This window comes from Streptomyces cavernae (genome assembly GCF_004023625.1).
Taxonomy (GTDB): Bacteria; Actinomycetota; Actinomycetes; order Streptomycetales; family Streptomycetaceae; genus Streptomyces; species Streptomyces cavernae.
Genome location: NZ_RPDJ01000006.1, coordinates 19,030 through 44,554, shown reverse-complemented (window position 1 = coordinate 44,554; position 25,525 = coordinate 19,030). Strand labels below are relative to the sequence as shown.

Here is a 25,525-nt window from a genome sequence, read left to right as displayed (position 1 = left end):
CCGTCACACGCTTCGGACCTTGATGGCGATGAAGTCCCTGCGCTAGGAGCGCGGCTGCCTGCGGTCGCCGAAGGTGTCACGTACGGCAGTGAGCAGGGTGAGCATGCACCCAAGAGCGCGCGCCCACAGGCGTGTTGGCAAGCCCTTGGTCATCCCTTGGGGGGAGTTTCGCCTTCGGGGGCGTCGGAGGCCTCTGGAGCGCCTTGTACGGGCTCCAGGGCCAGCCGTAAGAGCTGGTGGCAGATGGGGCAGTGCCGCGTCAGATGGCGGTACCCGGAAGCGGCCGACAGGTGGGCGCGGAGCAGAGCCCGCGTCGCGTGCCTAGCGGACGCCGGCATAGCCACCTCCAGGAGGGGTCGGAAGCCCTGGAGTTCTGAAGTACCGGGGGAATGTGACGTCGTCAAGGGCCGCCGACCGTTATTGGCCCGGCCGTGATGTGGCCGGACCGGTCCCCGGGTGGCCAGGGGAGGCGGTCTTGACGGCTGGGGTTTCCGGGGCGCGGACTGCCGCGACGAAGAGCCGGAAACGAAGCAGGGCCCGCATCCTCGGATGCGGGCCCCTCATGTGCTGCGGTCCTGACGGGATTTGAACCCGCGGCCTCCACCTTGACAGGGTGGCGAGCACTCCAAACTGCTCCACAGGACCTGGTTTCGCGGCCCCGCGCGACGGACTCGCATATTGGATACCGCGTGCGCTGGGCTGCGAGAAGAGACTGTACAGGAGGGTGGGCCCGGCGGTCGAACTCACTTAGCGTGCCGGGCCTGTTACGGAACGGCCGCGTCGATCGCCTTCACGATCCGCTTGTCGGAGACCGGGTACGCCGTGCCCAACGCATGGGCGAAATAGCTGACCCGGAGCTCCTCGATCATCCAGCGGATGTCCAGCACCTGCTGCGGCACGGGCCTGCCCTGCGGCAACTGCTCCAGCAGCCAGGCGTACTCGTCCTGCATCTCGTGGACCTTCTCCATGCGGGTGGTGTCCCGCTGGACGCCCGTCGGCATCTGCTGCAGCCGGCGGTCCGCGGCGACCAGGTAGCGCATGAGGTCGGGCAGGCGGCGCAGCCCGGACGCGGTGACGAAACCGGGCTTCACCAGGGCGTCCAGCTGGGTGCGCACATCCGTGAGGTTGGGCAGCAGGGCCGGGCTGCGCACCGACTTCCACCGGCGCTCGCACGCCTGCCAGGCGGCCAGCACCTGCTGGACCTGCCCGACCGCCCGGACCGTCGTGTCGACGATCTCCGCGCGGACCTTGTCGTACAGCTTCCGGTACGACTCCTCGTCCCACGCCGGTCCGCCGAAGTCTGCGATCAGCTTGTCCGCCGCGGCCATCGCGCAGTCGTCGAACAGTGCCTGGACCGAACCGTGCGGATTGGCGGAAAGAGCCAGCTTCTGGGCGTTCGTCAGCTTCTCCGACGCGAACTTGGCCGGGTTCACCGGGATGTTCCGCAGGATGAGGCGGCGGGTGCCCTGCCACATCGCCTCGGTCTGCTCGGCCTCCGAGTCGAAGAGGCGTACGGAGACCGTGTCGCCGTCGTCCACCAGTGCCGGGAACGCCTTGACGGGCTGGCCGGCCCGGCGGGTCTCGAAGACGCGGGTGAGCGAGCCGATCGTCCAGTCGGTCAGCCCCGTTCGCTCCAGGGACTCCCCGCCCTGCCGTTCCGCCGTCGCCGCCGCGGCCTGTGAGAGCGCCTCGCGGGCCCTCGGCTTCAGCTTGAGCCGCAGCGTCTCCAGGTCCTTGTCCTCGGCCAGCTTGCGGCGCCGCTCGTCAATGATCCGGAAGGTGATCGTCAGGTGGTCGGGGATCTTCGACCAGTCGAAGTCCTCGGCCGTGAACGGGACTCCGACCATGCGTTTCAGCTCACGCGCCATGGCCGTGGTCAGCGGCTCATCCGAGGGCTCCGCCTGCTGAAGGAAGGCCTTGGCGAAGTTCGGTGCCGGTACGTAGTTGCGGCGGATCGGCTTCGGCAGGGAGCGGATCAGCTCCGTGACGAGTTCCTCCCGCAGGCCGGGGATCTGCCAGTCGAAACCCTCGTCCGTGACCTGGTTGAGGACCTGGAGCGGGATGTGGACGGTCACCCCGTCGGCGTCCGCGCCCGGCTCGAACTGGTACGTGACGCGGAACTTCAGCCGGCCCTGGCGCCAGGAGTCCGGGTAGTCGTCCTTCGTCACCGCACCGGCCCGCTCGTTGATGAGCATCGACCGTTCGAAGTCGAGGAGTTCGGGTTCCTCGCGGCGCTTGTGCTTCCACCAGGAGTCGAAGTGGGCGCCGGAGACCACGTGTTCGGGGACCCGCTGGTCGTAGAAGTCGAACAGCGTCTCGTCGTCGACGAGGATGTCCCGTCGGCGGGCACGGTGCTCGAGCTCCTCGACCTCGGTCAGGAGCCTGCGGTTGTCGGCGAAGAACTTGTGGTGCGTCCGCCAGTCCCCCTCGACCAGGGCGTTGCGAATGAAAAGCTCGCGACTGGTCTCCGGGTCGATACGGCCGTAGTTCACCTTCCGCTGGGCGACGATCGGGACGCCGTACAGCGTCACCTTCTCGTACGCCATCACGGCCGCCTGGTCCTTCTCCCAGTGCGGCTCGCTGTACGTGCGCTTGAGCAGGTGCCCGGCGAGCGGCTCGACCCACTCGGGCTCGATCTTCGCGTTGACCCGCGCCCAGAGCCGGGACGTCTCCACGAGCTCGGCCGACATCACGAACCGCGGCGGCTTCTTGAACAGCGCCGAACCCGGGAAGATCGCGAACTTGGCGTTGCGGGCGCCCAGGTACTCGTTCCTCGACGTGTTCTTGCCGCCGTCCCCGCCGGAGTCCTTGATGTCCTTCATCCCGATGTGGGAGAGGAGGCCCGCGAGGAGGGAGACGTGGATACGGTCGGCCGGCGCGTCGTCCTCGTTGAGGTGGATGCCCATCTGCTTGGCGACCGTGCGGAGCTGGGTGTAGATGTCCTGCCACTCGCGGATCCGCAGGAAGTTCAGGTACTCCTGCTTGCACATGCGGCGGAAGGACGACGAACCGCGCTCGCGCTGCTGCTCGCGGATGTACCGCCACAGGTTGAGGTACGCGAGGAAGTCGCTGGTCTCGTCCTTGAAGCGGGCGTGCTGCTGGTCCGCCTGGGTCTGCTTGTCGGCGGGGCGTTCGCGCGGGTCCTGGATGGAGAGCGCGGCGGCGATCACCATGACCTCGCGCACACAGCCGTTCCCGTCGGCCTCCAGGACCATACGGGCCAGCCGGGGGTCGACGGGAAGCTGGGCGAGCTTGCGCCCGGTCTGCGTGAGCCGCTTGCGGGTGTCCTGCTGCGCCGGGTCCAGGGCGCCGAGCTCCTGGAGGAGTTGGACGCCGTCCCGGATGTTGCGGTGGTCCGGCGGGTCGATGAAGGGGAACTTCTCGATGTCGCCGAGGCCTGCCGCGGTCATCTGCAGGATGACGGAGGCGAGGTTCGTCCGCAGGATCTCCGCGTCTGTGAACTCCGGACGGGCGTTGAAGTCGTCCTCGGAGTACAGGCGGATGCAGATGCCGTCGGACGTGCGGCCGCAGCGGCCCTTGCGCTGGTTGGCACTGGCCTGCGAGATCGCCTCGATGGGCAGTCGCTGGACCTTGGTCCGGTGGCTGTAGCGGGAGATACGCGCCATGCCGGGGTCGATGACGTACTTGATGCCCGGGACGGTGAGGGAGGTCTCGGCGACGTTCGTCGCGAGGACGATCCTGCGGCCGGTGTGCGGCTGGAAGACGCGGTGCTGCTCGGCGTGCGAGAGCCGGGCGTAGAGCGGCAGGACCTCCGTGAAGCGGTAGTTCTTCTTCGTGAGGGCGTCCGCCGTGTCGCGGATCTCGCGCTCGCCGGAGAGGAAGACGAGGATGTCGCCCTTGCCCTCGGCCATCAGCTCCTCGACGGCGTCCGTGATCGCGGTGATCTGGTCGCGGTCGGTGTCCTCGGAGTCCTCCTCCAGGAGGGGCCGGTAGCGGACCTCCACTGGGTATGTGCGGCCGCTGACCTCGACGATCGGCGCGTCGCCGAAGTGGCGGGAGAAGCGTTCCGGGTCGATGGTCGCGGAGGTGATGACGACCTTGAGGTCCGGGCGCCGGGGCAGCAGCTGGGCGAGGTAGCCGAGCAGGAAGTCGATGTTGAGGGACCGCTCGTGGGCCTCGTCGATGATGATCGTGTCGTAGGCGCGCAGATCGCGGTCGGTCTGGATCTCGGCGAGCAGGATGCCGTCGGTCATCAGCTTGATGAAGGTCGCGTCGGGGTTCACCTGGTCGGTGAAGCGGACCTTCCAGCCGACGGTCTCGCCCAGCGGTGTGTCGAGCTCCTCCGCCACCCGCTCGGCCACCGTGCGGGCCGCGATACGGCGGGGCTGGGTGTGACCGATCATGCCGCGGACGCCGCGGCCCAGCTCGACACAGATCTTGGGGATCTGGGTCGTCTTGCCGGAGCCCGTCTCACCGGCCACGATCACGACCTGGTTGTCGCGTATGGCCTCGGCGATCTCGTCCTTCTTCTGGCTGACCGGGAGCTGCTCGGGATAGGAGACCGCCGGGACGCGGGCGCGGCGCTGGGCGATCCGTTCCTCGGCCTTGGTGACCTCCGCCTCGATCTCCGCGAGCACGGCGGCGCGGGCCTCCGGCTTACGGATCCGGCGCACACCGTCGAGCCTGCGCCCGAGCCGCTGCGCGTCGCGCAGGGACAGCTCGGTCAGGCGGGAGCCGAGATCACCGAAGGACGGGGCGCCGACGGGCGCGGGGGCGGAGGCGGGGTGCGTGGACATACGCGGTCCAGGATCTCACCTCGGGGAAAGTAGGGGCGAATGCTTTTGCCCGGCTCCTGGTGGGTGCGGGTTTCGCCATGGCGAAGGCCCCGTCCTGAGGGGACGGGGCCGGGCCGGTCACCTGAGGTCTGAGTCTCCTTCAGGCTGTGCTTCGTCGGCCGTCATTTGACGATGAGCCGGTAGCGGACGCTCACGTCCACGCCGGGTGCGGTGCCGTGGAAGGTCAGTACGTGAGTGCCCCGGCGGAGGGGCTTGAGCAGCACCCAGTAACCGTCACTGACCCCCTCGTAGGGGCCGGCTGCTTCCGGGGCCTCGAAGATGTTGTCCTCGGGCAGCGTGAAGCGGAACGGCGGTGGCGGCGACGCGGCGCGGAACGCCTTGCTGAGCCTGAGACGCCGGCCGTCCAGGGTGGCCTCGTACGTGGCGTTGTCCAGGTCGATGCTCTCGCGGAGTTCCTGCCGCAGCTGCTTGTACGTGAGGACGCCGGGCCGCTCGGCGTAGAAGCCGTTGATGATCGGGGAGAACAGCGCCTTGCCCGCGGGGAGGGTGCACGTCCGGCTGGCGCTGCCCGCGCCGAAGGTTCCTGCCAGGAACCAGACCGGACCCGACTGATCGATTCCGCACCTGGCTCCCGTCGGGTCGGTGAGCGGATTCACGGATCCGGGGATCTCCAGAGCCCAGCGCCACCACTCGGCTCCCCACTGACCGTACGTCCTGCCCGCGTACCTCGACCAGGGCGGAACGACGCGGGCGGAGCCATGACCACCCGCGGCCCATACGGGGTCGGGCGTCGGTACGGGGGCTGCGCCGGACGCCGATGCGGGGGTCGGGATCAACAGCAGAAGCAGCGCGGACATCAGTGCGAGGACGGCTCGGTGTGTTCTCACGGAACGCACCCGTCGCAACGCGTGAGCGCTCATGAAGGCCTCTTCTTTCTTCCGTACGGTCTTCCGTACGGCTGCGCCAAAGCCCGGCCGCTCATGACGGTCGGTTCCACGCGATCACCGATGCCCCAGCGGGGCGGAACAGTGGCGCGAGTGCGCGGTGAGTCCACCGAACGGCCGGAGGCAATGACCGGTGTGGCCCACGGCGGCGGCGCAACGGGCGCTGCCAGCCGACACAAAAAACGTCCCCTCCGCGTACATCGGAGGGGACGTTTGCCCCGATAGGGCCATTGTGGCTGGGGCCGGGGTCGAACCGGCGACCTTCCGCTTTTCAGGCGGACGCTCGTTCCAGCTGAGCTACCCAGCCACGGGATCCGTGATGAATCCCAGCGGTCCTGACGGGATTTGAACCCGCGGCCTCCACCTTGACAGGGTGGCGAGCACTCCAAACTGCTCCACAGGACCAAGCTGTTGTGCGGACAGTCTCCCATATGGGGGTCTGGGTCACCAATCTGGTTTCCGGGGGTTCCCGTGGGGTGATGTCGCTGGATCAGCGTAGCAGACCGTGGGGGCTGGTCCGCGCCATGTGACCTGCGGGCCCGGGGGCCTCGCAGACCGGATGGCGGTGGCCGGGCGGGTGTCCCGTCAGGCCTTGAGGAACGCGGTGGCGAGCTCGGCGGGGCGGGTGAACTGGGACTCGTGGCTGCCGGGGGTCTCTATGACCGGGTGTCGGGGCCGAGGCGCGCGGGGAAGCGGGGAGTCCAGCCGTAGTCGCCGGGCGGGAGGGACAGGTCCTCGGCGCTGATCACATAGGAGGCGGGGACGCCGAGGGCGGCGGGGTCGACCGGGGTGACCGTCTCGGTGAAGTAGCGCATGGGCTGGGGTACGAGGAGGCTGTGGATCAGGCGCTGGGTGCTGTCGTCGGCGTCCTGCATGAAGGCGGCGGTGAACACCTCCTGGGGGAAGACGACGCTGTTGTTCCCGGAGGCCGCCGCGACCTGGGTGAACATCTCCGCGTAGTGGGGTGGGACCGCGTCCAGGAGGCAGGCGTCCTCGGCGGGGACGAACGCGCCCCAGTAGATGAGTTTGCGCAGCCGGGGCGCGAGGCGGGGGGCCGCGGCCGTGAGCGGGTAGCTGCCCCAGCTGTGCCCGACCAGGGTGACGTCGCGCAGGTCGTGGCGTTCGACGAGGTCCACGATGTAGTCGCCGACGTCGGCGAGGCTGTGGCGCTCGGGGTCGTCGCCGTCGCCGAGGCCGGGCAGGTCCGGGGCGAGGACAAGGGGAGTTCGCCGTCGGCACTGTCGTGCGGACAAGCAGAAAACGCAGGTCAACAGAGTTTGACCTGCGTTGCGCAAACGACCTTCTGGTGCCCCCAACGGGATTCGAACCCGTGCTACCGCCTTGAAAGGGCGGCGTCCTAGGCCGCTAGACGATGAGGGCTATCGGCCCACCTGGGCGCCTTTCGGCGCGTCGGGGACGTGAGAAGCATATGTGATGGCAGGAGGTATCGCCAAAACGGTTTCACGGGGAGGGGGCGCCGGATTCACGGCGGCGGGGTCGTCGGCGAGGACGGTGACCGCGTTCCCGGGCTCTGTGTCGTGCCGGGGCTCTGTGTCGTGCTGCCGGGGCTCTGGGGCGGGTTCGAGGGTGCGCCGGGCTGGTTGTCCTCCTGGAGGTGACGGCTCACCTCCGCCGTCGTCAGGCCCAGTCCGCCCAGTTTGATCTCGTCCCAGGCCTGCAGCCGGCGCGTGTCGCGGTCCAGGTACAGCACCGACGTCTCGATCGGGTCCGGGTTCTTGCCCTCCACCGCGCGCAGCCCGCTGCCCCCCGTCGAGCCCTCGATACGCAGCCGGGTGCCGTACTTCATGATCTCCATCTCGGAGTGGTGGACGTGTCCCGCCAGGGCCAGCGGTACGTCGCCGTCCGTCTCGCGCGCCGCCACCGGGTTGTGCGCGACGGCCACGTCGACCGGGGTGCCCGCCGCCTTCTGGCCCCGCAGCGCGGAGGCCAGGCGGGCGCCCGTGATGCGTTCCGCCGGGTCGCCGGCCGCCTTCACGGAGCGGTCCGGGGTGTACTGGGGATCGCCGATGCCGGCGAAGCGGACACCCGCGACCGTGACGGCCCGTCCGTCGTCCAGGACGTGCACGTTCTTCATGCCTTGCAGGTAGCGCTGGGTGGTGAGGGAGTCATGGTTGCCCCGGACCCAGACGTAGGGCGCCCCGAGGTCGGGGATCGGGTCGAGGAAGCCGTTCTCGGCGGCGCTGCCGTGGTCCATGGTGTCGCCGGAGTCCACGATCACATTGATCTTGTACTGCTTGACCAGCGAGGCGATGATCTTCCAGCTCGCCGGGTTGAGGTGGATGTCGGACACGTGCAGCACTCGGATGGTGGACGGGTCCGGCTGGTACGCGGGCAGCGTGGAGGTGACGTCGTACAGCTTGGTCACATTGGTGACCAGGCGTGCCAACTCCTTCTGGTAGACGTCGAATTCGGTGACGATGCTGCGGGCGTTGCCGACCAGTGAGGGGGCCGAGGAGAGCAGGCCGGAGAACTTCGGCTCCAGGACCGACTTGGGGTTCCAGGTGGCGAAGGCGGTGGCGCCGGAGGCCACGAGCAGGGTGAGGGCCAGACCGCCGGCGGCGAGTGCGCGTCGCGGACGCCGGTACACCGCGAGGCCCAGCGCGGTGGCGCCGGAGACGACCGCCACGCAGGACCGCACGGCCAGGTCGAGGGTGCCGTGCTCGACGTCGTCGGTTATCTCGTCCTGCAGACCGGAGATGCGCTCCGGGTGGTCGACCAGGGCCTGGGAGCGGACCGGGTCCAGCTGGTCGACGCTGACGTCCAGGCGGAGCGGGGCGGTGTGACTGTCCAGTTCGAGCGCGCCGAGCGGGGAGACGTTGATCTTCGTGCCACCGGTGGCCGATGGGCGGAGGGTCATCGTGGTGTTCATGGGCCCGACCGGGGTGCGCACGTTGCCCACGATGAGCAGACCGAGCCAGGCTCCCAGCAGGACGACCGCGACCAGGCCCACGGCACGGGTCCAGGGGTGGGGCTGCGGGACGAGTTCGAGCGTCGGGCTGCTGTAACCGGGGTGCCCACGGGGCTTCTGGCGCGGGGCGGGCTTCTGATGCTGTGGGTTCTTGGGTCGCCGTTGTCGGTGCAGGTGGTGGTGGTTCTGCTGTGCGCCGCGTGCTCGGTACTGGCGGGCCGGTGCGCCGAGGGCCTTTCGTAGGCGGTTCAGTGCGGCTGCGGGGAGGCGGGCCATTGGTCCCGTATGCCCAAGCCCGGGCGCCGGTATGCGAGGCGGTTCACGTCTCTCGTACACGTGTGTCGTACCCGACAATGACCCTGTGCTGGAGATGACGCGCGAGGAGTTCGAGGAACTGGTTGCCGAGGCGCTGGACCGGATCCCGCCGGAGCTGACGCGGTTGATGGACAACGTGGCGGTGTTCGTCGAGGACGAGCCGCCCGCGGACGATCCCGAGCTGCTCGGGTTGTACGAGGGGACTCCGCTGACCGACCGCGGGGAGTGGTACGCCGGGGTGCTGCCGGACCGGATCACCATCTACCGGGGGCCGACCCTGCGGATGTGCGAGACGCGGGAGGACGTGGTGGCGGAGACGGAGGTGACCGTCGTGCACGAGATCGCCCACCACTTCGGCATCGACGACGAGCGGTTGCACGCGCTGGGCTACGGGTGAGGGTCCCCCCGGCGGGGCTCGGGTCAGGTCGGTCCCGCGGGTTCGCTGCGGGCTCGGGTCCGGTCGTTCCACGGGCGCACGTCGGGCTCGGTTCGGGTCGGTCCCGGCGGGGCTGGTGTCGGGTTCGGTTCCGGTCGGTTCCACGGGTTCGCTTCGGGCTGGGGTCGGGTTGGTCCCGGTCGGCTGCTGTCGGCTCCGGGTCGGGTCCCCCGGCGGGGCTCGGGTCCGGTTGGTCCCGTGGGCTAGGGGCGGCCGGTTGGTCTCCGCGGGCTCGTGTCGCGTCGGGTCGGTTACCGCGGGCTCGCGTCAGGTTTGCGCCGGGGCGTGTCCTCCTGTGGGGGACGGGAGTTGGGCAGGGGGACTCCCGCAACCTTCCCCGGAGTTCTCGGCTTCGTTCGAGAAGGGGAGACCCCGACCGGAGGTGGCCGCCCGTGCGTGCCGTGTACGTACCCGTCCGTCTGGCCGCCGTGGTGCTCGCCGTGACGACCGCCGCCGGCTGCGTGAGCGTGGGCGGTGACGGCGAGAGCGGCTCCGCCCGGCCGTCCAGTTCCGCCGCTGGACAGCGTGCCGGGGAGGCTCCGGACGGAGGATCCGTTCTGGAGGACGGTGATGCCAGGGCCGAGGGCGGGCGGCACGCCGGGAAACACGGGGCGAAGAAGCGGGGGAAGCACGGCGCCCGCGGGGCGAAGCCTTCCGGGGCCGCGCCCGGGCGTGGAAAACGGGCCAAACGGCCTGCCGAGGCGTCCGGTGGGCAGGGCGGGCACGGGGCTGGTCGGGGCGGCGGCCGTGGGAACGGCGGTGGCTCAGGTGAGGCCGGGAGCGGGGGTCCCCCGCAACCCGGTGCCACCGGTGGCGAGCCGGTGCCTTCCGAGCCGGCCGCGCCCACGCCCACGCAGGAGCCGGAGACCCCGTCGCCGCCGGAGCCCACCACCGCGGAGCCGTCAGCCTCGGCGCATGAGCCGGTGTCGCGGATGGTGGAGCGCGAGGAAGCGAGGCCTTCGCCGGAGGCGGGCGTTCCTGTGTAGCGGTGGCGGCTGTGGTTGCGTCCGCCGGTGGCGGGCGGGGGTGGCTCTTGTGGCTGTGGCTGTGGCTGTGGCTGGGGCTGTGGCTGCGGCTGTGTTGAGCGTGCTCGTGAACGTCCGTTGGCCGGGGTGCCGGAGGTGCGGGGAAGCGGGCGGGAAACGCTGTCTTCGAGGGGCGTGGCGGAGGTAACACGCCCTGGAGGGCGCTCGGTTTGCCATGTGGGGTGGGGGGTGCGTATGGTGGTAGATCGTTTGATCCCATTTGCCCGGCGCCTTGAAGACGCGCCGCGTTGGCGCGTACTCCCTGCCGTGGCCGGACCGCATAGAGGCGGTTGATTGCGACTTTCACGGAGTCTGGGCGCGTGCCGCAGAACTCCGGAAGGTTCGTATTTCGCATGTCTGTTGCCAGTGTCGAGCACGTCGTTCTGCCCGAGGACGGGGAGAGCTCTGCTCCCGAGGTCACGTTCGCCGAGCTAGGACTGCCCGAGGGCGTCGTCCGCAAACTCGCGCAGAACGGTGTGACCGTCCCGTTCCCGATCCAGGCCGCCACCATCCCGGACGCCCTGGTCGGCAAGGACATCCTGGGCCGAGGCCGCACCGGTTCCGGCAAGACCCTCTCGTTCGGTCTGCCGCTGCTCGCCACCCTGGCCGGCGGCCACACCGAGAAGAAGAAGCCCCGCGGTGTCATCCTCACGCCGACGCGTGAGCTCGCGATGCAGGTCGCCGATGCGCTGCAGCCCTACGGCGACGTCCTCGGCCTGAAGATGAAGGTCGTCTGCGGCGGCACCTCCATGGGGAACCAGATCTACGCCCTCGAGCGGGGTGTCGATGTGCTGGTCGCCACCCCAGGACGACTGCGGGACGTCATCAACCGCGGCGCCTGCTCCCTCGAGAACGTGCAGATCGCCGTTCTCGACGAGGCCGACCAGATGTCCGACCTGGGCTTCCTGCCCGAGGTCACCGAGCTGCTCGACCAGGTCCCGGCCGGTGGTCAGCGCATGCTCTTCTCCGCGACCATGGAGAACGAGATCGCGACCCTGGTGGAGCGGTACCTGGACGAGCCGGTGAGCCACGAGGTCGATGCCGCGCAGGGCGCCGTGACCACGATGTCGCACCACATCCTGATCGTTAAGCCGAAGGACAAGGCGCCCGTCACCGCCGCCATCGCCTCCCGCAAGGGCCGCACGATCATCTTCGTGCGGACGCAGCTCGGTGCCGACCGGGTCGCCGAGCAGCTGCGCGACGCCGGCGTGAAGGCCGACGCGCTGCACGGCGGTATGACCCAGGGGGCCCGTACCCGTACCCTCGCCGACTTCAAGGACGGGTATGTGAACGTCCTCGTGGCGACCGATGTCGCCGCGCGCGGTATCCACGTCGACGGCATCGACCTGGTGCTGAACGTCGACCCCGCCGGGGACCACAAGGACTACCTGCACCGCGCCGGACGCACCGCGCGGGCCGGGCGTACGGGAACGGTGGTGTCGCTTTCGCTGCCGCACCAGCGTCGGCAGATCTTCCGTCTGATGGAGGACGCGGGCGTGGACGCCTCGCGCCACCTCATCCAGGGCGGTGCCGCGTTCGACCCCGAGGTGGCCGAGATCACCGGTGCCCGGTCGATGACCGAGGTGCAGGCCGAGTCGGCGGGCAACGCGGCGCAGCAGGCCGAGCGTGACGTCGCCCACCTCAGCAAGCAGCTGGAGCGGGCGCAGCGCCGGGCGGCCGAACTGCGCGAGGAGGCCGACCGGCTGATCGCGCGGGCGGCCCGGGAGCGGGGCGAGGACCCCGCGGCAGCCGTGGCGGCCGCCGCGGTGGAGGCAGCCACGGCCCCGGTCGTCGCCGAAGCCGGCGAGCCCGGGACCGCACCCGCCGCCGAGGCCGTGTCGCTGCCCGAGCAGCGGACCGCCGCCGAGGTGTTCCGGGACACCCGCGAGGAGCGCGCCGAGGGCTCGTACGAGCGCCGTGAGCGCGGTGGCTTCCAGCGCGACCGCCGGGACGGTGAGCGCGGTGGCTTCCGGCGTGACGACCGGGACGGTGAGCGCGGTGGCTTCCGGCGTGACGACCGGCGCGACGACCGTCGTGATGACCGGCGGGACGGTGACCGTGGTGGGTTCAACCGTGACCGCCGGGACGGCGGCCGTGGGTTCGAGCGGCGTGACGACCGCGGGGGCCGGTCCTTCGAACGCCGTGACGAGCGCGGTGGGTTCGGCCGGGACCGCCGGGACGGCGGGCGGCCCTTCGAGCGGCGCGACGACAACCGGGGTGGCTTCCGGCGTGACGACCGCGGGGGCCGGTCCTTCGAACGCCGTGACGAGCGCGGTGGGTTCGGCCGGGACCGCCGGGACGGCGGACGGCCCTTCGAGCGGCGTGACGAGCGCGGTGGGCACCGCAGCGACCGTCCGTTCAACCGCGACCGCCAGGGCGGCGAGCGGCACGACCGTCCGCACGGCCGCCGTGACGACCACCGCGGCACCGGCTCCTTCGGCCGCCGCGAGGACAAGCCGCGCTGGAAGCGCAACGGCTGACGGATCGTAGAACCGCCGACGGCTGGTAGAACCACCGACAGCGGGAAGAACCGCTGACGGCTCGTGGAACCGGCGACGGATCGCGTGCAACCGCCGACCGCTGACCGCGACCGAAGAGTTCGCCACGAGGGCCCGTACGACACCCGGTGTCGTGCGGGCCCTCGGCGTACCAGGGCTCGGTCCACCAGCTTGTACAGCTGTACGACGACGGGGTGGAGGAGACCAGGCTGGATGTCGACGGCCGACGGTCGGCACGGCGTCGTACTTCTACGCACCGGCGGCCCCGGAAGCCCGCGGATCGCTCAGGAGACACAGGTCGCGCAGCCGAGAAATGGGGCCACAGATGTCGGGGATGCGAGCGGTGCGCGGGTCGAGTTGACTGTTCCAGCCAGGTAACGGTCGAATTTCGGCCTTACGTGATGCATGTCACGACCCCGACGAGGGAAACGCTGGGGGCATGACAATAGACGCCACCGGGAAGCCATCGCCGGATGCGACCGGCCTGACCGACGAAGAGCGCCTCGCCCAACTCGGGTACACACAGGTGCTCGCCCGCCGGATGTCCGCGTTCTCGAACTACGCGGTGTCGTTCACCATCATCTCCGTGCTGTCGGGATGCCTCACCCTCTATCTCTTCGGCATGAACACCGGCGGGCCCGCCCTGATCACCTGGGGCTGGGTCGTGGTCGGACTGATGACCCTCTTCGTCGGGCTTTCCATGGCGGAGATCTGTTCGGCGTACCCGACCTCGGCGGGGCTGTACTTCTGGGCCAAGCAACTGGCTCCGCAGCGCAGCGCCGCGGCCTGGGCCTGGTTCACGGGCTGGTTCAACGTCCTCGGACAGGTGGCGGTGACCGCCGGCATCGATTTCGGGGCGGCCTCGTTCCTCGGCGCCTATCTGAACCTGCAGTTCGGCTTCGAGGTCACTCCCGGGCGGACGATCCTCCTCTTCGCCGGCATCCTGCTGCTGCACGGACTGCTGAACACCTTCGGCGTCCGGATCGTCGGCATCCTCAACAACGTCAGCGTCTGGTGGCACGTCCTCGGCGTCGCCGTCATCGTCGGGGCGCTCACCTTCGTACCGGACAACCACCAGTCCGCGTCCTTCGTGTTCACCGAGTTCGTCAACAACACCGGCTGGAGCAGCGGCCTGTACGTGGCGCTGATCGGTCTGCTGATGGCGCAGTACACCTTCACCGGGTACGACGCCTCCGCGCACATGACCGAGGAGACCCACGACGCCTCGACGGCCGGCCCGAAGGGCATCGTCCAGTCCATCTGGACGTCCTGGATCGCGGGCTTCGTCCTCCTGCTGGGATTCACCTTCGCCATCCAGTCCTACGACGGGGCCCTCACCTCCGCGACCGGGGCGCCGCCCGCGCAGATCCTGCTCGACGCACTGGGCGCCACGGCCGGCAAGCTGCTGCTCCTCGTGGTGATCGGGGCACAGCTGTTCTGCGGAATGGCGTCCGTGACCGCCAACAGCCGGATGATTTACGCGTTCTCGCGCGACGGCGCACTGCCGTTCTCGAACCTCTGGCACACGGTGAGCCCGCGCACCCGCACCCCGGTCGCGGCGGTCTGGCTCGCGGCAGGGGGCGCGCTGGTCCTCGGTCTGCCGTATCTGATCAATGTCACCGCGTACGCGGCGGTGACGTCGATCGCGGTCATCGGCCTCTACATCGCGTACGTCATCCCGACCCTGCTGCGGCTGCGCAAGGGCGAGGACTTCGAGCGCGGTCCGTGGCACCTGGGCCGCTGGTCCCGGGTGATCGGGATCGTGTCGGTGGTGTGGGTGGGCGTGATCACGGTCCTGTTCATGCTCCCGCAGGTCTCCCCGGTCACCGCGGAGACGTTCAACTACGCGCCCGTGGCGGTGCTGGTGGTCCTGGGCTTCGCGGCGACATGGTGGCTGGCCTCGGCCCGACACTGGTTCCTCAACCCGGAGCACGCCCGCACGATCGCCCGCGAGGAGGCCCGGACACCTGGGCCCGAACCGGTAGATCCCTGACAGGTTGATCACCCGACGCGGCCGGGACCGGCGATACCCGATCGGAACCCCGGCCACGTCGGGCTATGCTCAGGGAGGCACACCGCCAAGGGCCGTTAGCTCAATTGGCAGAGCAGTGGACTTTTAATCCATTGGTTGTGGGTTCGAGTCCCACACGGCCTACCGGGTCTGACCTGGTCGGATGAAACGAACAGGCCCCCCGGAGATCGATCTCCGGGGGGCCTGTTCGGTCTCTGGGAAGTCTGGGGAAACGGTGAGGCACAGGAGCCCTCAGCGCAGTCGGCGCGCCCGCAGCACCACGTCGTCGGTGTGGTGCGCGCCGGCCCCGCCGTCAGGTGCCACGCGTGGCCGCTGCTCGTCCACCTCCACCTCCCAGTCGTCGTTGAGCAGAGCGGCGACCATCGAGGGCCAGACGTAGTCGGCCGGGTCGAAGCCGCTGTCGTCCGCCTGCTGACTGTCCATCCCCGCGTGGTGCACGAGCAGCAGCACGCCGCCGGGCGCGACGGCCGAGAGCAGCGCTCGCTCGGCCGCGGCGTCGGGGGTGCGCAGCAGGGCCGGGTACTGCGCGGAGACCAGGTCGAAGGAGGCCGGCGGGAGCGCCGCCTCCGTCAGTGCGGCGTGTACCCAGCGGACGGTGAGGCCGGCGTCCCGCGCGTGCCCAGCCGCCCGCTCCAGCGCCACGCCCGAGACCTCGAGCGCGGTCACGTCCCAGCCGGCGCGCGCGAGCCAGACGGCGTCCGCGCCCTCGCCGCAGCCGACGTCGAGCACCCGCCCGGGTGTGAGCCCGGCGACCTCGGCCACGAGCGCACCGTTGGGCCGGCCGCTCCACAGCTGTTGTCGGTCGGCGTATCGGTTGTCCCACTCCGCCCGCACCGCGGGGTCTCCGACGTATCCGTCGGCAGGAAAGGGAGCTTCGGACGCGGGCGATCCCACTGAGATGTTGTTGGTCACGAGCCCACCGTCGCCCATCGCTTCCCGGTCCCGCCACACCTGTTGCCGGTCCGGCAAAACGGCGTCCAGATGGCGTCCAGGATCGGGGAACCGGGCGGCGGGCGCCCACTCGGCGGCTTCGGGTGGACGGCGAGTCCGCGCGCGGTGGACGGCTCGGCCCGTCTCCGCTCGCGGTGGCCGGCTCAGACCGCCGAGAGCTCGGTGAGCGGCAGCGTGTGCTGGGTGTGGACGACCTTCGCGCGCAGGTAGCGGACGTTGTGGCTGGTGCGGAAGACGCCCGTCGGGACGCGGTCGCGGACGGTGACGCCCAGGTCGGTCAGCTGTCGGGCCTTGTCGGGGTTGTTGGAGAGCAGGTCCAGCTCGGGGAGGCCGAGGGCGTGGAGCATCTGGGCCGCGGCGGTGTAGTCGCGGGCGTCCTCCGGGAGGCCGAGGGCGGCGTTCGCCTCGTAGGTGTCGAGGCCCTGGTCCTGGAGGGCATACGCGTCGAGCTTGTTGTAGAGGCCGATGCCGCGCCCCTCCTGGCGCAGGTACAGCAGCACCCCGCCGCGGGTGGCGATCTGCTCCACCGCCTCGCGCAGCTGCGGCCCGCAGTCGCAGCGGGCCGAGCCGAAGACGTCGCCCGTCAGGCATTCCGAGTGCAACCGGACCAGCGGAGTGCCCACCGCCTCGCCCAGCACCACGGCCAAGTGCTCCTGACCGTCGGCCAGTCCGTGGAACGTGACCAGTTCGGCGTCCACCGTGTAGCCGTCGCCGAAGCGCAGGGGCACGGTAACGCGGGTGCGGACGGTGGCGGTGGGCAAGTCACGCATGTCGGTCTCCGCTCCGGCGAGTTCTCTGCTTCAGCTCATTAGTTTCAGATTTGAAGCACTCAGGTATGGAGCGAGACTCTACATGTGCTTAAAACTTCAAGCAAGGTGTTTCGCGGCCCTCAGTGACGCGACTCACCCTGTGAACGCCGCCGCCACGGCAGTTCATCCCCGTGCGGCCCGTCCCCCTGGATCGCCCGCGCGATCCCGGTGCAGATCTCTTCCAGCTGTCGCACCTGCTCGGGCGAGAGATGGTCGAACACCGCGGCCCGCACAGTCGCCACATGGCTCGGCGCGGTCCGCTCCACCAGCTTCAGCCCCGCGTCGGTGAGCACCGCGAGGCAGCCCCGCTTGTCGGTGGGGCAGCCCTCGCGGCGGACCGCTCCGTCCTTCTCCAGCCGGGCCACGGCATAGGTCAGCCGACTGCGGGTGATCTTCAGGGCCTCGGCCAGTACCGTCATTCGCAGGCGCCGCTCGGGAGCCTCGGAGAGAGTGACGAGAATCGAGTAGTAGAGGTGGGGCAGCCCGGCCTCCTGCTGGAGCTGCCGGTCGAGTGCGTCCTCCAGGAGGGTTGCTGCGGAGACGTACGAGCGCCAGGCGCGCTGTTCGTCGGGCGTGAGCCAGCGGGTCGTCATATGCCCAGTGTAAGAAGCTTTAAAGTTGAAGCAATGAGTTCCGGGCGTCAATGAGTCCCGGACATCAATGAGTCGCGGAAATGTGCCGCCGAGTCAACCGTCGATCGTGGAGCCGTCGTATGTCCCAGCCCTATGTCCTGCTCTCCGCCGCGATCTCCCTCGACGGTTTCCTGGACGACACCGGCCCCGAGCGGCTGCTGCTGTCGTCACCGGCCGACTTCGACCGGGTGGACGAGGTCCGGGCGTCCAGCGACGCGATCCTCGTCGGGGCGGGCACACTGCGGGCGGACAACCCCCGGCTGCTGGTCAACTCCGCGGAACGCCGCGCGGCCCGGGTGGCGGCCGGAAAGCCTGAATACCCGCTGAAGGTGACCGTGACGGCCGCCGGAGAGCTGGACCCCTCCGCGAACTTCTGGCACACCGGCGGGGAGAAGGCCGTCTACACCACGGACAAGGGCGCCGAGCGTGCCGCAGAGGCCCTGGCCGGCCTGGACGTGGACGTCGTCGCGGTCGGCCCCGAGCTCGAGTGGCGGAACGTACTGCACAACCTCGCGGAGCGGGGTGTCGAACGGCTGATGGTCGAGGGCGGCGGCCGGATACACACCCAGCTGCTCCAGCAGGGACTGGCCGACGAACTGCAGCTGGTCCTCGCGCCGCTCCTGGTGGGAGCACCGGACGCGCCGAGGATGTTCGGGCCCGGCGCCTACCCCGGTGGTCCCGGCAGCCGGATGCGACTGCTGGAGACGCGGGCGATCGGCGACGTCGTCCTCATGCGGTACGTCCCGACCGCGCCCGGCACCGGGAGCCTGCCCACCGCCGCGGACCGGCGCTGGCTGGCGCTCGCCTGCGAGCTGGCGGACCGGTGCCCGCCCTCGACGACGGCGTTCAGCGTCGGTGCGGTGGTGGTGGCCGCCGACGGCACCGAGCTCGCCCGCGGCCACTCCCGCGAGGCGGGCGATCCGGTGGTGCACGCAGAGGAGGCGGCGCTGGCGAAGCTGGACCCCGCGGACCCGCGGCTGGCCACCGCCACGGTCTACAGCAGCCTGGAACCGTGCGCTCGGCGTGCGTCCCGTCCGGCACCGTGTGCCCGGCTGATCCTGGACGCCGGCATCCGCCGTGTGGTGACGGCCTGGCGCGAGCCGAACACCTTCGTGCCCGGGGCGGACGGCAACGGGCTGCTCGCCGCGGCGGGGGTCGAGGTGCTCGAGCTCCCGGAGTACGCGGAGTCGGCCGCGGCCCCGAACCGGCATCTCGTGGGGTGAGCCGCTTCCGGTTCGGTCCGTGTCCGGTGTGGCCGGTCAGAAACCCGTGCGCGGGGGGCCGCGCACATGGCGTACACTGGAATCACCGACGCGGGGTGGAGCAGCTCGGTAGCTCGCTGGGCTCATAACCCAGAGGTCGCAGGTTCAAATCCTGTCCCCGCTACTGAAGTCCGAAGGCCCGGATCCTCAAGGATCCGGGCCTTCGGTGTGTTTCGAGGATGCGGGCCCGCGGTTGTTCCGGGCCTTCGGCGCGCTGCGGACCAGCTCGTTCACCCACATGGGGACGGCTCGCGCGACACGCGCACCCGCCTGGCCACGTCGCATCGCCCCGCGCCCGCACCCCGGCCATGCTGGACCGCGACCGGCGGCAGGAGAGGTAAGCGGTGGGCCAGCGAGGCGAATCCGGGGAGAGGCCCGACACCCGGTCCACGGGCAGCGTCGCGGATCCGGGATTCGGCGGTGGCGAGGCTCCGCCGCCCGCACCGGTGGCGCGTGGGATGTCGTACAAGCTCGTACGGGCCCTTCCGGCGGTTCTCGTCGTGCTCGGGGTCGGTTACGACCTGCTGACGCCCCAGGAGTTCAGCGCGGTGCCGTTCTTCACCGCGGCGCCGCTGGTCGCGGCCCCGCTGTACTCGCTGGGTGGCACGCTGCTCACCGGAGCGGCGGTCATCGCGGCCGTGTTCACCGTGCATCTGAGGTTCGATCACCCGTTGGACGCCGACGCGATCACCGGGATGGTGACCGTCGCCACGGTCGCCGTCCTCGCGGTCGTCATCAACCGGCTGGTCCGCCGCAGCGGCGCGCAGCTCGCTTCCGCCCGTGAGATCGCCGAAGCCGCGCAACGGGCCGTACTCCCGGCGCCGGCCGGACGCATCGGCGGTCTCGACATCGCCGCCCGCTACGTGGCCGCCCAGGCCGGAGCCTTCATCGGCGGAGACCTGTACGCGGTGCAGGACACGCCCCACGGCGTACGTCTGGTCGTCGGCGACGTACGCGGCAAGGGGGTGAGCGCGGTGGCTGCGGTCGCCGTCGTCATCGGTGCCTTCCGGGAGGCCGCAGAACAGGAGACGACCCCGGAAGCCGTGGCCCAGCGCCTGGAACGCGCGCTCACCCGCGAAACCACCCGGCGGGGTGGCCTGGAGGCCTTCGAGGACTTCACCACGGCCGTCCTCGCGGAGCTCCCGCACGGCGAACAGACCGTACGGATCGTCAACCGAGGCCATCCGGACCCGCTCCTGCTGTACGCGGACGGCGTCCTGGACGTCCTTGTCGAGGAGGAGCCGGCACTCCCACTCGGCATGGGAGAACTGGGTGCCTGGCCCGACCGCGCCCGCGAGGCCGCCTTCCCGCCCGGCGCCACCCTGCTCTTCTACACCGACGGCCTCTCGGAGGCGCGCGACGAGAACGGCGTCTTCTACGATCCCGCGAACCGGCTGCGCGGCCGGACCTTCCCCGGTCCGGAGGCGCTGCTCGACACGATCGTGGAAGAGGTCCGACGACACACCGGGGGCGGCACGACCGACGACATGGCTCTGCTCGCCGTGCACCGGCCGCGGGAGCGACCGGCGGCACCCCGGGCGTGAGAAAGGCCACATCCGCGCCGAAAGCCCTCGCGGCTGAGACAACGGGCGTCGGCCGCCGTATTCATTGGCACGCGACCTTCACGCGACCTTCGCATGCCCTGAATCCATCACTCCCCGTGAGTGAACGACCGCCCTCTGCATAACAACTGACACACCGTCACAAGAATTTGGAACGCCGCATCAAGGTCAACTCGCCCGGTTTGGGCCCCGCATGACCCCTTCGTGCAGGCCAAACTGCCTTAATGATCAAGAGCAACCGCTTGGAATCCACTACCAACGTCTATTAACGTTCGATAACGCAGCGCGGTCGTCCCAGCCGTCACAAGAGGCGGCTCCGTGCTCATGCGCCGAATCCCGCAAGGGAACCGGGGAACCACCAACTTGGGGTGAATCGGGCGGATTTTGCGGTGGAGACACCGTGATTGACGCGCGTAGGAGACCTTCCTGCTCCGAACCCGTCAGCTAACCCGGTAGGCGAGAAGGAAGGAAAGGAGTACGCCCACGTGGCGTCAAACCGGCCTGGTTCCGCTACCTCGTTCGCGCCCAACGACACGCAAACCGCCTTCGTCTTCGGACGGCAGGGCGACGGCGACGGGGAGACGTGGGAGGAATGGAACCCCACCGCGGAGACCGTCCGCCCGGTCCGTGGCCGGCACCGCGTCGCCAAGCAGCGCGGTGGAGGGCTCGCCCGTAGCTCCACGATCCTCGGTGTCGGCGTCATAGCCGCCGTCGGCGGTGGCGGGATGGCCTCCGCGCAGAGCGGCAAGGCACCGGTGGCGATCTCGATGCCCGACCTGGCTTCCATGCCGGGCGTGGGCTCACTGATCTCCGACGAGGACGACGAGCCCAAGGAGTCCGAGGAGTCCACCACTCCGCTCACCCAGGTGAGTGTGACCACCCCCGAGACCGAGCAGGGCAACGCCGACGCGGGCGAGGCACTGCGGGCGCGGATCATGGCCCAGGCCGAGCGCCAGCAGGACCAGGCCGACGCCGCGATCCAGCAGGCGGCCGAGCAGGCCGCCGTGAACAAGGCCGCCGCGGACGCCGAGGCGCTGCAGAAGGCCGAGGCTGAGAAGGCCGCCGCCGCCAAGGAGAAGGCGGAGGAGGAGGCCAGGCAGGAGGCCGAGGCCAAGCGCCTCGCCGAACTCTCCAAGAGCTTCTCGCTGCCGACCTCCTCGTACACGATCACCTCGACCTTCGGGCAGTCCGGCGCCCTGTGGTCGTCCGGCTATCACACGGGCCTCGACTTCGCGGCCCCGTCCGGCACGCCCATCAAGGCCGTCCACAGCGGCACGATCACCCAGGCGGGCTGGAGCGGCTCCTACGGCTACCTCACGGTCCTCACGCTGGAAGACGGCACCGAGGTGTGGATGGCCCATCAGTCCTCCATCAACGTCAGCGTGGGCCAGAAGGTCAACACGGGCGATGTCATCGGCCGCGTGGGCGCGACCGGGAACGTCACCGGAGCCCATCTGCACATGGAGGTCCACCCGGGCGGGGCCTCCTCGGGCATCGACCCGATGGCGTGGCTGCGGAGCAAGGGCCTCAACCCCTGAATGTGAAGATTTCGTCGCACGGGGAGGCTGGTGCCGCTTCGGCGGAATGCCGGCCTCTCCGCGCACGCTGAACCTGAGCATGACTTCTCTTCGCACACTCGGCTCCTCAGAACTCGAGGTCTTCCCACTCAGCCTGGGCGGCAACGTGTTCGGCTGGACCGCCGACGAGGCGCAGTCCTTCGCGGTGCTCGACGCCTACACCGCCGCGGGCGGCAACTTCGTCGACACCGCCGACGTCTACTCCGCCTGGGCGCCGGGCAACCGGGGCGGTGAGTCGGAGACCGTCCTCGGCAACTGGCTGGCTGCCCGCGGCAACCGCTCCGAAGTCGTCGTCGCCACCAAGGTGGGGGCGCATCCCGACCACAAGGGCCTGTCGGCGAACACGGTCAGGGCGGCGGCCGAAGAGTCCCTGCGTCGTCTGCGTACCGACTACATCGATCTCTACTACACGCACTACGACGACCCGTCGGTGCCGGTCGAGGAGATCCTCACCGTGCTGGACGGGCTGGTGCGCGAGGGCAAGGTCCGCGCGATCGCCGCGTCCAACATCAGCGCCGGTCGCCTCCAGGAGTCCCTGGACTTCTCCGACCGCGAGGGCGTGGCCCGCTATGTGGCGCTGCAGCCGCACTACAACCTGGTCTCGCGCGACACCTACGAGGGCCCGCTCCAGGACATCGCCTCCCGCGGGGGCCTGGCCGCCGTCCCCTACTACGCGCTGGCTTCGGGCTTCCTGACGGGCAAATACCGCCCCGGTGCGAAGGTGGACAGCCCCCGGGCCGCCGGCGCGGGCGAGCACCTGCAGACCGAGCGCGGCGTACGGGTCCTCGCGGCCCTGGACCGGATAGCCGAGGAGCGGGGCGCGGAAGTGGCCACGGTGGCCCTGGCCTGGCTGGCCGCCCAGCCGACGGTTGCGGCGCCCATCGCTTCGGCCCGCACGGTGGAACAGCTTCCCGCACTGCTGGCGGTGGCGGACCTGACCCTGAAGGACGACGAACTCGCCGAGCTGACGCGGGCTTCCGCCTGACCGGCGCCGTGCGTCTCGGGTGGGCCTCAGGTCCGGTACGGGTTGTACGCCGCCGGGTGGGACACCGGCTGCCCGTACAGCGGCTGCCCGTACGGCGCTGGGGCCTGCCCGTACGGTGTCGGCGGCTGTCCGTACAGCGGGGCTCGATCCCCCGGCCCGTACGGCAGCACACCCGGCCCGTGGAGCGGCATCATCTGCCCGTACAGCGGCCACGGGGGCGGCATACCCACGAACGGGGTCGTCGCCCTGGCCCCGTAAGCCAGGGCCGGGCGGGCCGTCTCGCGGCGGTTCCACAGCTCGGTGAGCAACTCCCGTTCCCGTACGACGAAGTCGGCGCCGGCCCGGCCGCGGCGTCCCCTGCGCCGCAGGAAGGCGAGCGACGTGGCGTACGCCTCGTACTCGGCGACCTCGCGTCCCGCGGCCTTGCCGCCGTGGTGCGTCGCGAACTCCCGGGCCAGCCGCCTGGCCTTCATCGACCCCAGCGCCGACGGCTCGGGCGGCAGCAGCCAGCCCGCCATCACATAGGCCGGCAACTCCTCGCGGACCGTTCGCAGTTCGCGGTGTCGCGTCCAGATCGCCAGCCAGCTCAGCAGCCCGAACGCCGGCACCATGAACGCGAGGTAGACGGCGAAGAACCCGTAGTCCCCGAACGTGGATGACCCGTTCCACACGGAGTGCATCCCCATCGCGAGCAGCAGCCCGCCGAGGGGCGGCAGCACCCTCCGTAAGTGCTGCCGGTCGCCCGACAGCGCGGCGATGCCGAACCCGATGCCGGTGAGCACGGTGAACAGCGGATGCGCGAACGGCGACATCACCACCCGCACGAAGAAGGTCGCCGCCGTCATCGAGGCGAGCCCGTGATCACCGCTCAACTGGTCGGTGCCGAAGGCCGTTCCGAGGTAGAGGATGTTCTCGGTGAAGGCGAACCCGGTGGCCGTGACGCCCGCTATCACCATTCCGTCGACGATGCCGCTGAAATCCCGTCTGCGGAACAGGAACACGAGTAGCACCGCGGCGGCCTTCGCGGACTCCTCCACGATCGGCGCGATGACGGTGGCTCCCAGGGTGTCCGCGCTGCTGCGGTCGGCGGTGGCCGTCTCGATCCATCTGGTCGCGAAGCTGTTGGCCACGATGGCTATCAGCGCCGCGGCGCACGCTCCCCAGGCGAAGGAGAACAGCAGGTTCCGCCAGGGGCCGGGCCTCACCCCGTCCAGCCAGCGGAAGGCTGCGACGAGCAGCGGCACGGGCAGCACCGCGAGACTCAGGCCGACCAGGAAGCCGTCCGTTCCGGTCTGTTCGCGGACGAGGGCCAGGATCACCAGACCGGACAGGGCGAGCAGGACGCTCAGCCCGCCGTAGCGCACCCATCGACGTTGCCACCAGTGAGCGTGCCGGGGTACGGCCCCGCCGCCGGTGAAGGCGTGGGGTGTCGCGTGAGGGGGACAGGTGGCCACAGCAATGACCCTAACGAGGGAGCGGTGTTGACCGCGACGGTGCGTTGTGTCGTGTGTGAGGCGGCTTCGTCGGCACTGCCGCCGGTGTGCTCGACCGGGGTGGGACGCTGTACGGGTGTTCAGCTGGTGCGGTGTCAGGTGGTGAGGTGTTCAGGTGGTGAGGCGGTGAGGTGGTTGGCCCTTGAGGCCTTGAGGCCGTGAGCCCATGGGCTGGTGGGCCGGTGGGGTGGTCAGCCGGTGGGCTGTTCGCTGGTCAGCTGTCTGCTGTGTGCGCGATCCGCCGGAAGAGCAGGTCGTGCACTACATGGCCTTTGTCCAGGCCCTGGCTTTCGAAACGGGTCAGGGGTCTGAAGTCCGGCCTCGGTGCGTATCCGCCGTCGGGGCGGGTGTTCTCGAACTCCGGGTGCCCGGTCAGCACTTCGAGCATCTGTTGGGCGTACGGTTCCCAGTCCGTGGCGCAGTGCACCAGCGCGCCCGGCCTGAGCCGGGAGGCCGCGAGGGTGAGGAACTCCGGCTGGATCAGCCGGCGCTTGTGGTGGCGCTTCTTGGGCCAGGGGTCCGGGAAGTAGACGCGCAGTCCGTCGAGCGAGTCCGGCGTGAGCATCTCGCGCAGCAGGATGATCGCGTCGCCGTTGGCCACCCGGATGTTGGACAAGCCGTTCCGGTCCGCGAGATTGAGCAGGTTGCCCTGGCCCGGGGTGTGGACGTCGACGGCGAGGATCCCGGTCCCGGGATCCGCGGCGGCCATCTGCGCGGTGGCCTCGCCCATGCCGAAGCCGATCTCCAGCACGACGGGGTTGGTGTTGCCGAACAGCTCCGTGAGGTCGAGCGTGTGCCGGCCGTCGATGTCGAGGCCCCATTTCGGCCAGAGCCGCTGCAGCGCGTCGGCCTGGCCGTGGGTGACCCGGCTGCGCCGAGGCTGGAAGCTCCGGATCCGTCGCTCGAAGTGCGCGCCTGCGGGGTCGGCCTTCGGGCCGTCGGGAAAGCGGGGCTCGCCCTTGGCGCGAGGGCGGCTCGGCAGGGCGGGGCTGGGGCGGGAGTCAGACACATCAGACACAGTGAGTCCGATTTTACGGCCCTGCGGATTCCTCCGGTCGGGGCTGGTCCTGCCGGGCGGATTCGTCCGGTCGGGGCTGGTCCTGCCGGGCGGATTCGTCCGGTCGGGGCTGGTCCTGCCGGGCGGATTCGTCCGGTCGGGGCTGGTCCTGCCGGGCGGATTCGTCCGGCCGGGGCCTGGACCTTGGCCGGGCGGACAGGTTCGTCGGGGCGGGGTGTGTTCCCTGGCGGGCGGAGGTCCGGCTTGGTGCGGGGTGGGGGAACAGATCCCGTCCCCGGCGCCCTCGCCCTCAGGTTCGTC

17 protein-coding genes, 6 tRNA genes and 1 riboswitch are annotated in these 25,525 nt (G+C 70.1%); of the genes, 9 read left to right on the top strand and 14 right to left on the bottom strand.

Features of this window, described 5'->3' with window-relative positions; all coding sequences use genetic code 11:
• Window positions 1–149: 149 nt before the first annotated feature.
• From EF387_RS48365 to EF387_RS16615, 9 genes are all read right to left on the bottom strand, one after another.
• On the bottom strand, window positions 150–338 hold the full coding sequence (locus EF387_RS48365; RefSeq protein ID WP_128377356.1) for a DUF6274 family protein: 189 nt from the start codon (window positions 336–338) through the stop codon (window positions 150–152).
• Between the two features lie 232 nt (window positions 339–570).
• Window positions 571–645 (bottom strand) — tRNA-Asp (locus EF387_RS16650).
• 119 nt (window positions 646–764) lie between these two features.
• Window positions 765–4,757, bottom strand: a complete 3,993-nt coding sequence (gene hrpA, locus EF387_RS16645) for an ATP-dependent RNA helicase HrpA (RefSeq protein ID WP_128377355.1) — start codon at window positions 4,755–4,757, stop codon at window positions 765–767.
• Window positions 4,758–4,918: 161 nt separating this feature from the next.
• Window positions 4,919–5,644 carry a hypothetical protein gene (locus EF387_RS16640; RefSeq protein WP_128377354.1) on the bottom strand — a complete coding sequence of 242 codons (726 nt, stop codon included), beginning with the start codon at window positions 5,642–5,644 and terminating at the stop codon, window positions 4,919–4,921.
• A gap of 290 nt (window positions 5,645–5,934) precedes the next feature.
• Window positions 5,935–6,008: transfer RNA gene (locus EF387_RS16635), tRNA-Phe, on the bottom strand.
• Window positions 6,009–6,031: 23 nt separating this feature from the next.
• Window positions 6,032–6,106 (bottom strand) — tRNA-Asp (locus EF387_RS16630).
• A gap of 251 nt (window positions 6,107–6,357) precedes the next feature.
• A complete protein-coding gene (locus EF387_RS16625) occupies window positions 6,358–6,954 on the bottom strand; it encodes an alpha/beta hydrolase (RefSeq protein ID WP_162467156.1) in 597 nt (198 codons plus the stop codon).
• Window positions 6,955–7,005: 51 nt separating this feature from the next.
• A tRNA-Glu gene (locus tag EF387_RS16620) sits at window positions 7,006–7,081 on the bottom strand.
• Window positions 7,082–7,184: 103 nt separating this feature from the next.
• Window positions 7,185–8,906: a metallophosphoesterase family protein gene (locus tag EF387_RS16615; protein WP_128377352.1), complete on the bottom strand. Its 1,722-nt coding sequence runs from the start codon at window positions 8,904–8,906 to the stop codon at window positions 7,185–7,187.
• 85 nt (window positions 8,907–8,991) lie between these two features.
• On the opposite strand from EF387_RS16615, the gene EF387_RS16610 reads away from it, so the two are divergent.
• From EF387_RS16610 to EF387_RS16590, 4 genes are all read left to right on the top strand, one after another.
• Entirely contained in the window at window positions 8,992–9,342 is a 351-nt protein-coding gene (locus EF387_RS16610) for a metallopeptidase family protein (protein ID WP_018092664.1), read from the top strand.
• A gap of 1,417 nt (window positions 9,343–10,759) precedes the next feature.
• A complete protein-coding gene (locus tag EF387_RS16600) occupies window positions 10,760–12,886 on the top strand; it encodes a DEAD/DEAH box helicase (RefSeq protein WP_162467155.1) in 2,127 nt (708 codons plus the stop codon).
• 457 nt (window positions 12,887–13,343) lie between these two features.
• Window positions 13,344–14,897, top strand: a complete 1,554-nt coding sequence (locus EF387_RS16595) for an amino acid permease (protein ID WP_128377348.1) — start codon at window positions 13,344–13,346, stop codon at window positions 14,895–14,897.
• 89 nt (window positions 14,898–14,986) lie between these two features.
• Window positions 14,987–15,059: transfer RNA gene (locus EF387_RS16590), tRNA-Lys, on the top strand.
• A gap of 108 nt (window positions 15,060–15,167) precedes the next feature.
• On the opposite strand, the gene EF387_RS16585 is transcribed toward EF387_RS16590, so the two are convergent.
• The 3 genes from EF387_RS16585 to EF387_RS16575 all read right to left on the bottom strand — a co-directional run bounded on the left by EF387_RS16585 (window position 15,168) and on the right by EF387_RS16575 (window position 17,289).
• Window positions 15,168–15,848, bottom strand: a complete 681-nt coding sequence (locus EF387_RS16585) for a class I SAM-dependent methyltransferase (protein WP_128377347.1) — start codon at window positions 15,846–15,848, stop codon at window positions 15,168–15,170.
• A 182-nt stretch (window positions 15,849–16,030) separates the two neighbouring features.
• Entirely contained in the window at window positions 16,031–16,657 is a 627-nt protein-coding gene (locus tag EF387_RS16580) for a GTP cyclohydrolase II (protein WP_128377346.1), read from the bottom strand.
• A 119-nt stretch (window positions 16,658–16,776) separates the two neighbouring features.
• Window positions 16,777–17,289, bottom strand: a complete 513-nt coding sequence (locus tag EF387_RS16575; protein ID WP_128377345.1) for a MarR family winged helix-turn-helix transcriptional regulator — start codon at window positions 17,287–17,289, stop codon at window positions 16,777–16,779.
• A 119-nt stretch (window positions 17,290–17,408) separates the two neighbouring features.
• Between EF387_RS16575 and EF387_RS16570 the strand changes: the two genes are divergently transcribed.
• The 5 genes from EF387_RS16570 (at window position 17,409) to EF387_RS16550 (ending at window position 22,714) form a co-directional block, all read left to right on the top strand.
• Window positions 17,409–18,551: a dihydrofolate reductase family protein gene (locus EF387_RS16570; RefSeq protein WP_128377344.1), complete on the top strand. Its 1,143-nt coding sequence runs from the start codon at window positions 17,409–17,411 to the stop codon at window positions 18,549–18,551.
• 89 nt (window positions 18,552–18,640) lie between these two features.
• A tRNA-Met gene (locus EF387_RS16565) sits at window positions 18,641–18,714 on the top strand.
• A 220-nt stretch (window positions 18,715–18,934) separates the two neighbouring features.
• Window positions 18,935–20,134 (top strand): PP2C family protein-serine/threonine phosphatase, encoded by a 1,200-nt coding sequence (locus EF387_RS16560; RefSeq protein WP_420802581.1) that lies wholly within the window; start codon window positions 18,935–18,937, stop codon window positions 20,132–20,134.
• A gap of 335 nt (window positions 20,135–20,469) precedes the next feature.
• Window positions 20,470–20,626, top strand: a riboswitch (cyclic di-AMP (ydaO/yuaA leader).
• Between the two features lie 11 nt (window positions 20,627–20,637).
• Complete coding sequence (locus EF387_RS16555; RefSeq protein ID WP_128377343.1) at window positions 20,638–21,690, top strand: M23 family metallopeptidase; 1,053 nt, start codon at window positions 20,638–20,640, stop codon at window positions 21,688–21,690.
• Window positions 21,691–21,769: 79 nt separating this feature from the next.
• Entirely contained in the window at window positions 21,770–22,714 is a 945-nt protein-coding gene (locus EF387_RS16550; protein ID WP_128377342.1) for an aldo/keto reductase, read from the top strand.
• A 26-nt stretch (window positions 22,715–22,740) separates the two neighbouring features.
• On the opposite strand, the gene EF387_RS16545 is transcribed toward EF387_RS16550, so the two are convergent.
• Window positions 22,741–24,168 carry a PrsW family intramembrane metalloprotease gene (locus EF387_RS16545; protein WP_128377341.1) on the bottom strand — a complete coding sequence of 476 codons (1,428 nt, stop codon included), beginning with the start codon at window positions 24,166–24,168 and terminating at the stop codon, window positions 22,741–22,743.
• A gap of 253 nt (window positions 24,169–24,421) precedes the next feature.
• Window positions 24,422–25,216, bottom strand: coding sequence for a tRNA (guanosine(46)-N7)-methyltransferase TrmB (gene trmB, locus EF387_RS16540; RefSeq protein ID WP_202918293.1), 795 nt, complete (start codon window positions 25,214–25,216; stop codon window positions 24,422–24,424).
• Window positions 25,217–25,525: the final 309 nt, after the last annotated feature.